At 47.4% G+C, this 15,178-nt stretch carries 12 protein-coding genes; 8 read left to right on the forward strand and 4 right to left on the reverse strand.

Annotated features, from left to right (window positions below; all coding sequences use genetic code 11):
* Positions 1–127: 127 nt before the first annotated feature.
* The gene (recG, locus tag CEQ32_RS18190) at positions 128–2,203 is read right to left on the reverse strand and encodes an ATP-dependent DNA helicase RecG (RefSeq protein WP_069454081.1); all 2,076 of its coding nucleotides are present in this window, start codon (positions 2,201–2,203) and stop codon (positions 128–130) included.
* Between the two features lie 355 nt (positions 2,204–2,558).
* On the opposite strand from recG, the gene CEQ32_RS18195 reads away from it, so the two are divergent.
* Positions 2,559–3,530: an ABC transporter substrate-binding protein gene (locus tag CEQ32_RS18195; RefSeq protein ID WP_088586552.1), complete on the forward strand. Its 972-nt coding sequence runs from the start codon at positions 2,559–2,561 to the stop codon at positions 3,528–3,530.
* Here the strand turns inward: CEQ32_RS18195 and CEQ32_RS18200 are convergent.
* A complete protein-coding gene (locus CEQ32_RS18200) occupies positions 3,527–5,140 on the reverse strand; it encodes an IS1634-like element ISShes12 family transposase (RefSeq protein WP_011715680.1) in 1,614 nt (537 codons plus the stop codon). The two genes, CEQ32_RS18195 and CEQ32_RS18200, sit on opposite strands and share 4 nt — an antisense overlap.
* 81 nt (positions 5,141–5,221) lie before the next feature.
* On the opposite strand from CEQ32_RS18200, the gene CEQ32_RS23230 reads away from it, so the two are divergent.
* The 3 genes from CEQ32_RS23230 to CEQ32_RS18215 all read left to right on the forward strand — a co-directional run bounded on the left by CEQ32_RS23230 (position 5,222) and on the right by CEQ32_RS18215 (position 7,713).
* Positions 5,222–5,344, forward strand: a complete 123-nt coding sequence (locus tag CEQ32_RS23230) for a hypothetical protein (protein WP_264291145.1) — start codon at positions 5,222–5,224, stop codon at positions 5,342–5,344.
* 13 nt (positions 5,345–5,357) lie between these two features.
* Positions 5,358–7,196, forward strand: a complete 1,839-nt coding sequence (locus CEQ32_RS18210; protein WP_226871844.1) for a sensor domain-containing diguanylate cyclase — start codon at positions 5,358–5,360, stop codon at positions 7,194–7,196.
* A gap of 103 nt (positions 7,197–7,299) precedes the next feature.
* The gene (locus tag CEQ32_RS18215; protein ID WP_037423422.1) at positions 7,300–7,713 is read left to right on the forward strand and encodes a YkgJ family cysteine cluster protein; all 414 of its coding nucleotides are present in this window, start codon (positions 7,300–7,302) and stop codon (positions 7,711–7,713) included.
* Here the strand turns inward: CEQ32_RS18215 and CEQ32_RS18220 are convergent.
* A complete protein-coding gene (locus CEQ32_RS18220) occupies positions 7,676–8,515 on the reverse strand; it encodes a substrate-binding periplasmic protein (RefSeq protein ID WP_069454083.1) in 840 nt (279 codons plus the stop codon). The genes CEQ32_RS18215 and CEQ32_RS18220 overlap by 38 nt on opposite strands.
* Before the next feature lie 167 nt (positions 8,516–8,682).
* On the opposite strand from CEQ32_RS18220, the gene CEQ32_RS18225 reads away from it, so the two are divergent.
* Positions 8,683–9,999 (forward strand): hemolysin family protein, encoded by a 1,317-nt coding sequence (locus tag CEQ32_RS18225; protein WP_088586553.1) that lies wholly within the window; start codon positions 8,683–8,685, stop codon positions 9,997–9,999.
* A 56-nt stretch (positions 10,000–10,055) separates the two neighbouring features.
* Here CEQ32_RS18225 and ilvY read toward each other — a convergent pair whose 3' ends face one another.
* Positions 10,056–10,928 carry an HTH-type transcriptional activator IlvY gene (gene ilvY, locus CEQ32_RS18230; RefSeq protein ID WP_069454085.1) on the reverse strand — a complete coding sequence of 291 codons (873 nt, stop codon included), beginning with the start codon at positions 10,926–10,928 and terminating at the stop codon, positions 10,056–10,058.
* 196 nt (positions 10,929–11,124) lie between these two features.
* Here ilvY and ilvC point away from each other — a divergent pair, with 196 nt between their 5' ends.
* The 3 genes from ilvC (at position 11,125) to ilvM (ending at position 15,112) form a co-directional block, all read left to right on the forward strand.
* Positions 11,125–12,603 (forward strand): ketol-acid reductoisomerase, encoded by a 1,479-nt coding sequence (ilvC, locus tag CEQ32_RS18235; RefSeq protein ID WP_047533967.1) that lies wholly within the window; start codon positions 11,125–11,127, stop codon positions 12,601–12,603.
* Between the two features lie 578 nt (positions 12,604–13,181).
* Complete coding sequence (gene ilvG / locus CEQ32_RS18250; protein ID WP_069454087.1) at positions 13,182–14,855, forward strand: acetolactate synthase 2 catalytic subunit; 1,674 nt, start codon at positions 13,182–13,184, stop codon at positions 14,853–14,855.
* Positions 14,852–15,112 carry an acetolactate synthase 2 small subunit gene (gene ilvM, locus CEQ32_RS18255; protein ID WP_037423344.1) on the forward strand — a complete coding sequence of 87 codons (261 nt, stop codon included), beginning with the start codon at positions 14,852–14,854 and terminating at the stop codon, positions 15,110–15,112. The genes ilvG and ilvM overlap by 4 nt, the downstream gene beginning before the upstream one ends.
* Positions 15,113–15,178: the final 66 nt, after the last annotated feature.

Raw genomic sequence — 15,178 nt, forward strand, 5'->3', positions numbered from 1 at the left:
GCTAACATTAAAGTGCAAGTGCCGCCTTTTAGGTTGCAAGTTCATTTTGCAAGTTTACACGCGCTTGTCCATAGCGGTTAGCTGAACAGGTTGAATTTATTTTACCTTGAAGGGGTTAGCTTAAGGTTTACGCTTGGACATATTGTTGCCTATGCCCAAGCCAACGATGAATAATGGCATCAACCGCATCGGGTGCTTGCGACATCACATGATTCGCAAGCTTTTGGATATGTGGTATAAGCGCTTGATCTCTAACTAAATCAGCTATCTTAAGTTCGGCTAGCCCTGTCTGTTTAGTGCCTAACACTTCACCGGGACCACGTATCTCTAGGTCTTTCTGTGCGATAACAAAACCATCATTACTCTGCCGTAGGACATTCAACCGCTGACTTGCGGTTTGACTCAGTGGCGCCTTGTAGAGTAACACACAATGACTGGCTACGGCACCGCGCCCTACTCGTCCTCGCAGTTGATGCAACTGTGCAAGTCCCAATCGTTCGGGGTTTTCGATTATCATCAGGCTAGAGTTAGGGACATCGACGCCGACCTCAATTACTGTGGTTGCCACCAATAAGTTGATGGTTCCCGCTTTAAAGTCCGTCATAATTTGTTGCTTTTCAGCACTTTTCATCCTGCCGTGTACTAAACCTATGGTCAGCTCCGGCAGTGCTTGGCGCAATTCTTCAGCGGTATCTTCGGCGGCCTGGCACTCGAGGACTTCGGACTCTTCAATCAAGGTACAGACCCAATAGGCTTGGCGTTTGTCCGTGATCACGCTGTTGCGGACGCGCTCGAGTACTTCATTACGGCGCGAATCGGGTATGGCGACTGTGGTGACGGGTGTGCGCCCTGGGGGTAACTCATCGATAATCGAGGTGTCGAGATCGGCGTAGGCTGTCATGGCTAACGTCCGTGGGATCGGGGTTGCCGTCATAATCAACTGATGGGGATGAAACCCTTGATTGATACCTTTTTCCCTGAGTCCCATCCGCTGGTGGACACCAAATCGGTGCTGCTCGTCGATGATAATTAAAGCGAGCCTATGGAAGATAACCTGTTGCTGAAAAATGGCGTGGGTACCGATCACCATTTGCGATGCGCCAGATTCAATATCGGCTAAAGATTGCGCCCGCGCCTTGCCTTTAAGCTTACCCGCAAGCCAACCGACTTTTAATCCTAGTGGTTCAAACCACGCGGCAAAGTTAGCTGCATGCTGCTCGGCGAGTAATTCGGTGGGCGCCATCATGGCCACTTGATAGCCGTTTTCAATCGCTTGAAGGGCGGCGAGGGCGGCGACTAAGGTTTTGCCTGAGCCGACATCCCCTTGCACTAAGCGCATCATGGGGTGCGGTTGTGCTAAATCTTTACCTATCTCGGCAACGACACGTTGCTGCGCGCCTGTGGGTTTAAAGGGCAGTGAGGCGAGAAAAGGGTTTAGTAATTGCCCCGTGGCATGCATGGTTACGGCGGCGTCGAGGTTACTGCGTTGTCTAAGGCGTAGCATACTCAGGTTGTGGGCGAGTAATTCTTCCTGCACCAGTCGCTGCTGCGCGGGGTGTTGACCAAGCTCTAAATCAAATTGTGAAATCCCCGCATGGGGGCGATGCAGGGTTTGCAGCGCCTGTTTTAGGCTCATGTTGTTTGGCTGCAAATGGGCGGGTAATAACTCGGTCAAGCCGCCATCTTCTAATAATTCAAGTGCCTGTTCGGTGAGCTTAATCCAACTCGCCTGTTTTAAGCCCTCGGTGGTGGGATAAATCGGCGTAAGTGTATCGCTTAGGTGAATATCCTCACCCGGATAGACGATTTTATATTCGGGATGCACGATTTCCGCTTGATGGCTTCCGCGACGAATTTCGCCATAGGCACGGATCATTAATCCATTTTGCATCGCATTGCGCTGCGCCATTGAAAAGTTAAAAAAGCGCAGGCTCATGCTGCCAGTATTGTCACGCACATTGCAGACGAGCATGCGTTTACGGCCCTGAAGGATTTGAGTCGACTGGATTTCGGCCTCAATGGTGCCGTAATTTCCGGGCATGAGTGCGGCGATGGGATAGATTTGAGTGCGGTCTTCGTAGCGCAGGGGCAAGTGAAACAGCAGATCTTGTACTGTTGTGATGCCGAGTTTGGCGAGTTTTTCCGCGACTCTTTTGGCGACGCCCTTGAGTTCGGTGATCGGAACAAGATCCAATTGCTGCAAGTCGTTAGCACTCAATCACTGTGAATTTATACATATACTAACAGAGAATAAACGTAAGGCAATCTTGGGGGATCGACTGCGGTTAAGTGCGCTATGTAAAGAGGCTGAATGAGCAATATTGGAATTAAAAATAGCCTCTTATCTTATACGTCGAGTTATCTTATTAATATTAAATGAATATTCTACAATTTCGAGCCTAAAACAGGAGCAAAAATTAATATTCTTTATTATAAAGTACACTTTTTGTTATTTTGTGGTTTAATCGAAGTGTTGGTTGCCATTGGGTTGTTTTGGTAATTATGCGGTAACAAGGTTGTGAATCGATAATAATAAAGTGACCTCTGTGATGGATCACATGCGGGGAAACACGGTCGAGGAGTACTCGCCTTTGCATCTATTATGTTTACGTTGTTTATGGATAGGCATACTGTGTTTTGCTTTGCCTGCGTGGGCTAAATTGGATGTGGTTTTTTTTAATCCAGGCGCGGTTACGGATAGCTTTTGGGGTGATGTCGATAAATTAATGCAGGTGGCTTCATCAAAGCTTGATATTAATTTGCAAATCATACATTCAGATCGCAATCACTTTAAAATGATTGCTCAATTAGAAACGTTACTAAAATCTCAGCCATCACTTCCTACTCATATTATTTTAGTGAATGAGAAGCAGTCTGCGATAAAAATGTTGCAGATGCTTTATCAATATCCCATATATGTTCAATTGATTTTAAATGATATTTCTGTCGCCGAGCGAGAACACTTATTGGCAGATCCACATTGGCAAACTTATTTATTACCAGCGCTTATCCCAGATAACTATGCTATTGGTGCTGATACCGCTAAAAATTTGCTAAGTCGTTTAGAAAATAAAAAGGCTAAGGTTTTATTAATCTCGGGCGATAAATCTACGCCCGCATCAGTGTTAAGAACTCAAGGCGCTAATGATTATTTCTTTATGCAACCCAATGTTATTGTTACTCAAACGGTATATGGTCAATGGCGTGAAGATATTGCTTATGATCAAACATTAACCTTGCTCAGCCGTTATCCGGATTTAACCTTAATCTGGACGGCGAACGATAAAATGGCTATCGGAGTGGTAAAAGCACTCCGCGAAAAGGGCCTTGAACCTGGACGTGATGTACTGGTCAGTTCGATTAATACTTCCCCTGAGATTTTGTCGCTCTGCCAAGAACGTAAAGTGAGTGCTCTGGGAGGTGGGCATTTTTTAGCGGGTGCTTTAGGGTTAATTCAGCTCAAACAATACCAAGAGACCCAACGTTATTCCTCCTATGAGGATATAGCCGACTTTCCGCACCTGATTTAGGAATAAATTTGCCGATACCGTTCGCCTAACACGTCGAGAATGATCTGCTGGTCCACTGTGAGTCCTGTGACTTGAGGTGGCGCCTCTCCCAACTGGTACTCGTGCACCCCGCCAAAGCGTAAAAAAATCCACCGCGCAGTCGGTTTTTGCGTGGGTTTCTTTTTCATGTCCGCCACACTCCGGTTCTGCTCTACTAAGCCCTGCCGGATCCGGTGCTCCAGCGCCGCATAAATCATCAGGCTACAGGTCATCACCATCAGCAACGCTTCGATACGTTCCGGTTTTTTAAGATATAACGAGGAGGTTAAAAATTCGGGACTTTTCAGAAACCTAAAACCACGCTCGACATTCTGCTGGGCTTTATAGGTAGCCAACAGCTCAGCCATGGTGAGCGTTTCACTGTGATCATTGGTCGCGAGGATGAACACCCCTGTCTGGTTGCGCGCCTCAGCCACCCGCGCCAAGCTACTTGCGGCTAACCCCTTGATGTGAAATTGGTAGTTCACCGGCATTTCACCCTTTTGGGGCCTTCCGCGCCCTGCATAGATAGGTTCACTCACGACTTCTGCTTCTAGTTGCAGCAGATTTAAGCTGACAGCAAAACGGGCTAATTCAGCCTGCGCATCGGTCTCGCAGGCAAAACGCTGGGCACATAATTTGTTGAAGGCTTTCAGTTCACGCGTGCTGTCTTTCAGTAGGTTTTTGGCTAATGTTTGCTGCTCACGGTGGCTGGCCTGTTCGCTGCGCACCAGCAACCAACGCTGCGCGACGTCGGCATAATTGGCGCTTTGCCAACAGCCATGATAGCCATTGCCCAGCGCAACCAGCGACTGGGTGCCAATGGTTGCCACGGCTCGCTTGGCTTCATTGAGGGTGACAGGCACACGAGTCACGAACAACTGTTGCTGTTGTGCCAGTAGTTGCAAGGTGTCGGCGCAATACAGCGCCGCATCGCCGACCAGATAACGACTCTCCTGCGCGGCCTTGAGACTGCTCAAGTGGCGCCGTACCGTCTGGGCAAAGGCCTTGGTATCATTAATATTACCACTCAAGGCTTGCATGTAGATGGGCAGGCCGGCCTGATTTTCACAGATAAGCTCCAGGATAACCTGGTTTAGCTCTGGCCGATGGTCGCGGCTATAGCCCCGTACCAATTGCAACTTACCGAGCTGCTCGCCATCGGCTTGGTCATAGGCGCCATCGACGTGGAAGCTGGTGATATCGAGGTGTACTGCAGTACTTTTGAGCCCCAATCGTTCAACGACCTGCTCCGCCATCACCTGATAAAGCGTGCTGACATCGGCCTCAAAGAGGGCATCAAGGCAGCGGCCGAGCACATCATCATTGAGGTCATCGGCACAGATCCCCGGGCCAATCAGGCGTTCTACAGGCTTGTTGGCAAAGAATTGCGGGAACATGTGCAAGGTCGAACTATGAAAGCCAAGACCGTTCAGTATCATCGCCACCAACGCTTCACCATGTGAGACTTTGTAGGGCGGCGTTTTGGGTAGCACCGCATCAATCATGCGAGCAATGCCGAGTTCTTGGCAAAGTGCAGCGACCAAACCAAGGTGGTCGAGGTTACGGATAGAGATAGCGGGAGCGGCCATGATGAATTACCTGCAAAAGAGAGTAATAGATCAGAATGACCGATCGCCGTCAAGTTTTTTAAATCGAAAATTAGGTGCGGAATGACGGATATAGAACTCTTTAGGGTACTTAATCCCGATTCAGCTTTTTATCAGAAGTTAGTTGCAAGGGATTGGGCTGGGATTTTTAAGACACAAATAGTGGATAAGTTATCACAACAGTAATTAATAGGTATTCATGAAGCATCGTAATCATTCCATCAGTCATAGAATGACGCTCACTATTATTGGGGTGAGCTCGTTTTTTGCTGTCCTGACCATGCTGGTGCAGTTAGTCTGGAATTATCAAGAAAGCATTGATAATACAACTGCCGATATTCGTGAATATTCCGAATCGATCTTACCCACTATTGCTAAGTCACTTTGGGATGTGGACCATGGTCTGTTATCTGATTTGCTTTCAGGCTTGGGCATGATGCCGATGGTGTCGAGTGTCAATTTAGAGAGTATCGATGGCGTAGCCATGCAGTTGGGCAAGGCGATTCACGCTAAGGATTACCGACAAACCCTGTTTCGTTACCCGATTATGTATCAGGAACAACAGATTGGTATGCTGACCGTCGGGCTGGATACGGACAAACTCTATTACGAATTATGGCAACAATTGATCATTATTGTCTTAGGCAATGGGCTTAAAACCTTACTGATGATTTATCTTATCCTTACGCTGGTGCGTTTATTGGTGACCAATCGTTTATCGGAATTGGAGCGGTTTGCTAACCAGATAAATTTGAATGCATTACCTAAGTTAACCGTACCCGATAGTGTGGTGAGAAATCCTGATGAAATTGGTCATGTTGCTCAATCGCTTCAGGCTATGTATCAAAGAATTCGCAACGATCTCGCGGTTAATAAACGCCAAAAGCGTGCATTGCAGCAACAGCAAAGTCAGTTAGCACGTTTAGTTGATGAGCGGACTCAAGCGCTCAATTGGCAGTCCCAAGCTAGCCAACTGTTAGCTGAAATATCATTGCAATTTTTAACAGTGGAGACCCTTAACTTAGACAACAACCTTACTGAGGTTTGCCGTAAAATCGGGCGATTATTTGATGTCGAAAGGGTAAGCCTAATAGAGTTTAACCAACGACAGGTAAACTACCGTTGCGTTTGGTCTAGTGAACCTAATGTATCTGAAATTATTAGCATTTCTGCGGATATTGTTACTTTGCTGGCACAAAAATTTGAGCAGGAATCGACATTAGTTATCGAGAATGTCGACTCATTGAAGCAAACATCGCCTGAAGAATACGGGTTACTTCGAGGTATTGGTATTTGCTCTATTGCCGCATTTGCCATGAAAAATGCCGATGAAATTGTCGGGCTATTATCGCTCTCAATGGTTTCTCGACCACTAAATTGGACTAAACAAAAAAAAGTGATGTTGACTCAGTTTTCCGCAGCGCTGAACGAGTTATTGCTGCGTGAAGAAAAAGAGCGACAGATGCTTAACTTACAGCAAGCACTGGTAACGGTGAATACGCAACTCAGAGTCATGGCTGAAACCGATGAATTAACTGGGCTGAGCAATCGACGCCCCTTTACACAAACACTCGACACATTACTCCATGGCAACACAGCAGTCGGTGTGTTGATGTTGGATATTGATTATTTTAAGAGTTACAACGACAACTACGGGCATATTGAAGGCGATGCTGTACTTAGGCGAGTGGCTCAGGATTTAAAAGGCTGTGAAATTTTACCACCCAATGCGCTGCTGGCGCGCATTGGTGGCGAAGAGTTTGCAGTTGTTTTAGCGAAAATCACACCAATCCAATTGGAAGCCATTGCTACCCAACTGTGCAATCAAGTCGCTGCATTGAATATTCCACACTTGGGTGCACCTACCGGTAAGATTACTCTTAGTATTGGTGGAGTGTATTTACCGCCGGATGCATTAAATGAACTCACCATTTCGAATGTATTACGCCGTGCCGATATCTGCCTGTATCGCGCTAAAGAGCGTGGTCGCAATACAGTGGTGATGGAGTCGCCTCAAACAGCGCTAGCTCATTCTTGAGCTTGTATTAGTCAAGCCTTGGTTCCGTCTGTGACCACAGATTTATTTCTATTTGGGGCCTGTTATAATTGCCGCCCTTTATTGTTTATCTGAAGGTTTTGGTGTGTCAAAACGGAGCAAAAATACGGTAAATTCGGTATCGATTTTTAATATTGATGATTTATCAACTTGGCAAAAATATCGCAAAGGCCTGTGTGATACCTGCCATGCAACCTGTTGTACTTTGCCCGTTGAAGTGACCGTAAGTGACTTAGTGCGCATGGGTTTGGTGGATGACTTTGAAGCTGAAGGCGATCTTAAGGCGATTGCCAAGCGCCTGCAAAAAGCGCGTATTATTGACAACTATAACCATAAAACGGCGATTTTTACCCTTGCCCGTATGGCGAATGATGATTGCCTGTATCTAGATGGTAAAACTCGCCGCTGTACTATATATCACCAACGCCCTGAAACCTGTCGTAACCACCCACAAATCGGCCCTAAAGCGAATTACTGCCCTTATCGTCCCCGTGAGTAAGTTTTTGAATATGAAACTGATAGAGGGTTTCGAGTTGATGACTCTCCTGCATCGTTTTCACCTGCCGATTAAACTCATGAGCAATGAGCTCCTTATGTGCTGAATGTTTAGAAATCAGCATGTAAAACGCTTCTTGCTGAGCATTAGGAGAAATCTTTGATGCTAGTGCTTGAGGGAGTTGTGCTGCATGCGCCAAAGCTAGCGTGCCCGCCAGTATTTCTTTGCGGGCGAGAAAGAACTTACATCTTTGTTTTAGTAGCATTTCCGGTAAATGTCCTAGGGAATGTATTTCGCTAAGCGGAGTCTCTTTACGCCAGCCAAAATTATCGTAGTTAAATCCTTTAATGCCGCAAACCTTGCCAAAGTGAGCTAATTGATTGATATCATGGATATGAAACTGCGGGTCCAATTCAGCTTTTAAATAAAAATAACTTGGAGTGAGGTAATAATAAGCGATAGATGGGATATAATCAGTCGCTCTTTGTCGGTTGAGCGATGCGCTCATCGCAGCATCTATGCTGCCATTTTGGACGTCTTTTAAACAGCGGAGCCAAGGCAAAGCCAGTACTTCATAATCAATTCCAATCGGTTTAAAGGTGCGCTCTAGCAGGTCAATGTCGTAGCCGCTAAGCGTGGAAGTCTTAATACCATCTTGTCGAACAAAGTAATTAAATGGTGGATATTCAGTCTCTTCGACACAAAAGCGTAACCTAAATGGGGAAAGCTCATCGGCGCCATAGGTAACAGGCGAGAGCAGAATCACGCATAGTAAAGCGATTAGCGGATATAATGAACGCATCATACTCTTTAAGCTCAATGGCGATTATTAAAGTGTAGCAAAGGGTTATTTGCTGTACTGGCTCTTTATCGCGATATTCCAACCCTGTATCTGGGTAATATTTAACTGGCACGCGAAAATCACTGCGCGGGTTGGTGCAAGTAAGTCAAGTGTGAAATAAAAGGTGTTACATGAGTCTCTTAGATAACGTGATGATTATATTGTGTTTAATTGGTGCAAGTTGTTTCTTTTCCATGTCGGAAATTGCTTTGGCCGCATCACGGAAAATCCGTTTACGTCAGTTAGCCGATGAAGGCGATGCCAGAGCTGAAAAAGTGCTGCATTTACAGTCGTATCCCGGCAGCTTTTTTACTGTGGTTCAAATAGGCTTGAATGCTGTTGCAATCATGGGTGGTATTGTGGGTGAGTCAGCATTTCGCCCCTATTTTTATCAATTCCTTTCACCTTGGTTGGCAGATCCTTGGCTGAGTCAGGTGAGCTTTGTGATGTCATTTGTACTTGTTACCAGTGCTTTTATTTTGGTCGCGGATTTAATGCCTAAGCGTATCGCGATGGCGATGCCAGAGCAGGTTGCTTTGGCCGTTGTTGGCCCGATGAGTTTTTGTATTACCGTGTTAAGACCATTAGTTTGGTTTTTTAATGGTATGGCCAGCGCGATTTTTAAGCTGCTACAAATTCCAACGGCTCGAAATGATGAAATCACCTCCGATGATATTTATGCGGTAATGAACGCTGGTGCTGAAGCGGGGGTGCTCGACAAGGGCGAGCAACAAATGATGGAAAATGTGTTTGAAATGCAGACCGTTTCAGTCACTTCAGCCATGACAGCTCGAGAGAGCTTAGTGTATTTCTTGCTGCAAGATAGCGAGGAGGATATCAAGCGTAAAATTGCTGAAGATCCCCATACTAAGTTTTTGGTCTGCGATGGCCAATTGGATATGGTCAAAGGTTTTGTTGACGCAAAGGAGCTGTTGATCCGTGTGATTAACGGCGAAAAAATTACCTTAAAAGACACCAGCCTTGTTCATACTTCGTTGATTATTCCCGACACTTTAAGTCTTTCTGAGGCGATGGAATACTTCAAAAATAGCCGCGCCGATTTCGCCGTGGTGATGAATGAATACGCCCTTGTGGTTGGGATTGTGACCACCAACGATTTACAACGTGCGGTGATGGGCGCTTGGTCGCTACACGAAAGTGAAGAGCAAATTATTGCCCGCGATGGTAATTCTTGGTTAGTGGATGGGGTGACACCGATTACCGACGTCATGCGCGCCTTTGGTATTGAAGAGTTTCCTCACAGCCAAAACTACGAAACCATTGCCGGGTTTATGATGTATATGCTGCGTAAGATCCCTAAGCGAACTGACTTTGTAAATTACGGCGGTTATAAGTTTGAAGTGGTGGATATTGACGCCTACAAGGTCGACCAATTGCTGGTGACGCGTATTGAGGCGAATGATAAATTACAGTCGCCAGATACCTAATCTAGCGTAATAAAGTAGGGAAAACGGGACTCAGTCCCGTTTTATCTCCTGTAAGCTTAAATCGCCTCTAAAAACGCATTGACAATCGGATCGTCCAAGCGTTTGACCTTACAGCAACAGCCTAGTTCGAAGGGAGCAATACTGACTGGCGAAGGTAACAACTGAATACGATCCCGTACTGGACTGTTATTGATCACCACCTCAGGGCTAATGCTCACGCCGCAGCCGAGTGCCACCATAGATGCTATGGCTTCCTGTCCCGACACTTGGGCATAAATATTCGGACTAATCCCCATCTGTTTGAACCAATTATCGGCTCGTCGCCGCCCCGGTCCATGGTCAGGAATGATAAAAGGTACTCGTGACCAGTCTATCTGAGCTTGGTTAATCTGTTGCTGCACCGCACAGCGCATAGTGGGAGCGATTAATGAAAGCGGCACATCATCAATCTTGGCAAAATGCAGTGTGGCAGGAAAAGGATCCGGCAGCGCGGCAATGGCAATATCGGCACGATTTTGTTGTACCTCGGCCAGTGCATTAGCCGCATCTCCCGTGGTAAGCGCAATTTCGACAAAGGGATGCTCTTGGCGAAAACGTTCCAATAATTGCGGCAAATGGCTATAGGCTGCGGTGACTGAGCAATAGAGATTTAAGGTGCCGCGCAGTACGTCCTGCTTAAGATCAATACTATGCCGCAGGTCGCGCCAATGGTGCAGCGTCTGCTCGGCGAACAATTTAAACTCACGTCCCGCATGGGTTAAGGTCACGCTGCGGTTATCCCGCTCAAACAGCTTTGCGTTCACTTCATCTTCGAGCCGCTGCAATGCGCGGCTTAAGGTCGAGGGACTGACATGCATCTGCTCCGCCGTCTTGGCAAAGTGCAAACTGTCACATAAGTGTAGGTACAATTTGAGGGTGCGTATGTCCATAACCTCGTCCTATTGGCCGCTTATCTGGGGTATTGAAACTGAAAATGACATTGCAAAAAACGCAATATGAGGTTTCGAATATATCATTTTAAGCAACGATAGCCATAGGTTATAGTGATTTCAATCACAACCAATCGTTAACAATAGGTTGATATTGGTTGAGTCCCCAATTCCCGACTGAAAGGTGGTATCTCAGATGGCTAACTATTTTAACTCTCTGAATTTGCGTCAACAATTAGCACAACTTGGCCAGTGCCGTTTTATGGACCGCTCTGAGTTTAGTGATGGCTGCAATTACATCAAAGATTGGAATATTGTGATTTTAGGCTGTGGTGCTCAGGGCCTTAACCAAGGTCTGAACATGCGTGACTCTGGGCTGAATATCGCTTACGCACTGCGCCCTGAAGCCATTGCCCAAAAACGTGCCTCATGGCAAAAAGCCACAGACAACGGCTTTAAAGTCGGCACCTTTGAAGAGCTAATCCCGACCGCCGATTTAGTGCTGAACCTAACACCCGATAAGCAGCATTCCAATGTAGTGAGTGCAGTGATGCCGCTGATGAAGCAAGGCGCGACTCTGTCTTACTCCCATGGTTTCAATATCGTTGAAGAAGGCATGCAGATCCGCCCCGATATTACAGTGATCATGGTTGCGCCTAAGTGCCCAGGCACCGAAGTGCGTGAAGAATACAAACGCGGTTTTGGTGTGCCGACCTTGATTGCAGTGCACCCCGAAAACGACCCGAATGGCGATGGTTTAGACATCGCGAAAGCCTATGCGAGCGCCACAGGCGGCGACCGTGCTGGCGTGTTGCAATCCTCTTTTATCGCTGAAGTAAAATCGGATCTGATGGGTGAGCAAACGATCCTCTGCGGTATGTTGCAGACGGGTGCCATCCTAGGTTATGAAAAAATGGTGGCCGATGGTGTTGAGCCTGGCTATGCCGCTAAGTTAATCCAACAAGGTTGGGAAACCGTGACCGAGGCGCTTAAGCACGGCGGTATCACCAACATGATGGACAGACTGTCTAACCCTGCCAAGATTAAAGCGTTTGAAATTGCAGAAGATTTAAAAGAAATCCTGCAACCATTATTTGAAAAGCACATGGATGACATCATCAGCGGTGAGTTCTCTCGCACTATGATGCAAGACTGGGCTAACGATGATGCGAACCTACTGCGTTGGCGCGCCGAAACCGCCGAAACGGGCTTCGAAAATGCGCCTGTTTCGAGCGAACATATCGACGAACAAACTTATTTCGATAAGGGTATTTTCCTGGTTGCGATGATCAAAGCGGGTGTGGAACTGGCGTTCGACACTATGGTGTCTGCGGGGATTGTTGAAGAGTCGGCTTACTATGAGTCACTGCATGAAACACCGCTGATCGCTAACACCATTGCCCGCAAACGTCTGTATGAGATGAACGTGGTGATCTCCGATACCGCAGAATACGGTTGTTATCTGTTCAACCATGCCGCAGTACCACTGCTGCGTGACTATGTGAATGCCATGTCGCCAGAGTATTTAGGTGCGGGTCTGAAGGACAGTTCTAATAGTGTTGATAATCTGCAATTAATCGCGATTAACGATGCGATTCGCCACACACCTGTGGAATATATTGGTGCCGAACTTCGTGGCTATATGACTGATATGAAAAGTATTGTTGGAGCTTAATGGATAAAAGCCGAGCCCCTAAGGATGTGGGGCTTGGCGTGACAAATTGATTCCTGCTTCGTTGGTTGTCGAGCGGGCAAAACTGACATGGGTTAGTCGGCGTTTTTCGCCACTAACGCGATTTTGTTAACGTTTTACTTTGTTGTTTTGCATTGTCTCGGCAGGGAAGCTGAATTTTTTTGACATTAGAAAATTTTTTATTGTGTTTGGCTGTCGCTTTATGGTAAAGCTAATAGCTCGCGGCGGGGTAAGCCTCCTGCCGTAAGCCGTCTCAGTCAGGGACGCAAGAATTAACGCGATACTCATATAGAATACCGATTAGGAATCCATATTGATGTTTAACCAAGCTGCCAAGCTCATTCTCGTGATTATTACCGTCGTGATTATTAAATCACAGCGGGGGCGGCGCATGGCAAACTGGTAGACCTAAAGGTTAAAAGTTTCGAAAGAACCCCCCGCTCCGAAAGGACCGGGGGGTTCTTCGTTTTCAGGCCCCAGGTTTTGGGACTTACATTTCGAACCAGCACAGATTACGAGTCGATTTTCGACAATTCAGAATTAAGGTAGCGAGAGAAAATATGGAACCAGGGCAGATGATAAGAGGCGCAGACGCGGTTATAAAAGTGTTGGCAGCACATGGTGTTACCACAGTATTTGGTTACCCAGGTGGTGCCATTATGCCAATCTACGATGCCCTCTATGGAAGCCCTGTCGAACATCTCTTAAGCCGCCACGAACAAGGCGCCGCCTTTGCCGCCGTAGGTTACGCCAGAGCCAGTGGTAAAACCGGCGTGTGCTTTGCCACCTCTGGCCCAGGTGCGACCAACTTAATCACTTCGCTTGCCGATGCGTTATTGGATTCTGTGCCTGTTGTCGCTATCACAGGTCAGGTTTCAACCGCCGTGATTGGCACAGATGCGTTTCAAGAGATTGATGTGTTGGGGATGTCGCTAAGCTGTACCAAGCACAGTTTTATGGTGACGGATGTCAACGATCTTATCCCAACCTTGTACCAAGCTTTTGAAATCGCCGCATCGGGTCGCCCTGGCCCAGTGCTGGTGGATATCCCTAAGGATATCCAAATCGCTCACCTTGAATACCGTACACCGTTACTGGCTGTGACCAATGAACCCCAAGCTGAGATGAGTGATATCGACGCTGCCCGTGCGCTGTTGGCGCAAGCAAAGCAACCTATGCTGTACGTGGGCGGCGGTGTGGGGATGGCGGGGGCGGTCGATCAGTTGCGGGATTTTATCAAAGCCACGGGTATGCCATCGGTCGCCACGTTAAAGGGCTTGGGCAGTATTGCCCATGGCACCCCGGGTTATTTAGGCATGTTAGGTATGCACGGCGGTAAGGCGGCCAACCTAGCGGTGCAGGATTGTGATTTATTAGTGGTTGCCGGTGCGCGCTTTGATGACCGAGTAACAGGTCGTTTAGCGACTTTTGCCAACAAGGCCAAAGTCATTCATTTAGATATCGACGCCGCCGAGCTGGGTAAATTACGCCAGCCGGATGTGGCTATCGCCGGGGATTTACGCCAGATTTTCCCCGCCCTTGCTATGTCGCTGGATATCACGCCTTGGCAAGCAGAGGTTGAACATCTTGCCCGTAAACATCAATGGGATTATCAACATCCCGGCAGCTTAATCTACGCCCCCGCTATGCTGCGCCGTTTAGCCAATAAACTGCCCGAAGACAGCGTGGTTTGCTGCGATGTGGGCCAGCATCAAATGTGGGTCGCCCAGCATATGTGGTTCCGTCGCCCTGAAGATCATTTATCTAGCGCAGGTTTAGGCACTATGGGATTTGGGTTGCCCGCAGCTATCGGTGCTCAAGTGGCTCGCCCTGATGCAACTGTGGTCACAGTGTCTGGCGATGGCTCTTTTATGATGAACGTGCAGGAGCTTACCACCATCAAGCGCCGCAAATTACCGGTGAAGATCCTGCTGATCGACAACCAAAAACTGGGGATGGTGAAACAGTGGCAACAGCTATTTTTTGAAGAGCGCTACAGCGAAACCGATCTGTCAGACAACCCCGATTTTGTGCAACTCGCTTCGGCCTTCGATATTCCCGGCCGCACGATTTTCTCTTCCGATGAGGTGGAAGAGGCCTTAACCGAAATGTTAGCGGCTAAGGGCCCGTATTTGTTACACGTTGCAATTGACGATGCTTTTAACGTTTGGCCACTGGTGCCCCCTGGCGCATCAAACAGCGATATGATGGACGAAATGGAGAAACAAACATGATCCACTCCCTAGAATTAACGGTTCAACAACGCCCCGAAGTGCTTGAGCGTGTTTTGCGCGTGACTCGCCATCGTGGTTTTACGGTCACCCAAATGCAAATGCGGATGAACGACGATGCGAGTCTGTCACTGGATATGGAAGTAGATAGCGAGCGCGCCATTGAGCTGCTCAGCAATCAATTAAATAAATTGATTGATGTCACTCAATGCAAGGTCTTGTTACCGCTAAACTTGCAGCAACAAAAAGTACACGCATAAGCATCCGGTGGCTGCGGCGCATCGGCTCCGTAGTAAGGCCCTAAGGGCACGATTTTCGATTTGAGA

Source organism: Shewanella sp. FDAARGOS_354 (assembly GCF_002209245.2).
Taxonomy (GTDB): Bacteria; Pseudomonadota; Gammaproteobacteria; order Enterobacterales; family Shewanellaceae; genus Shewanella; species Shewanella xiamenensis.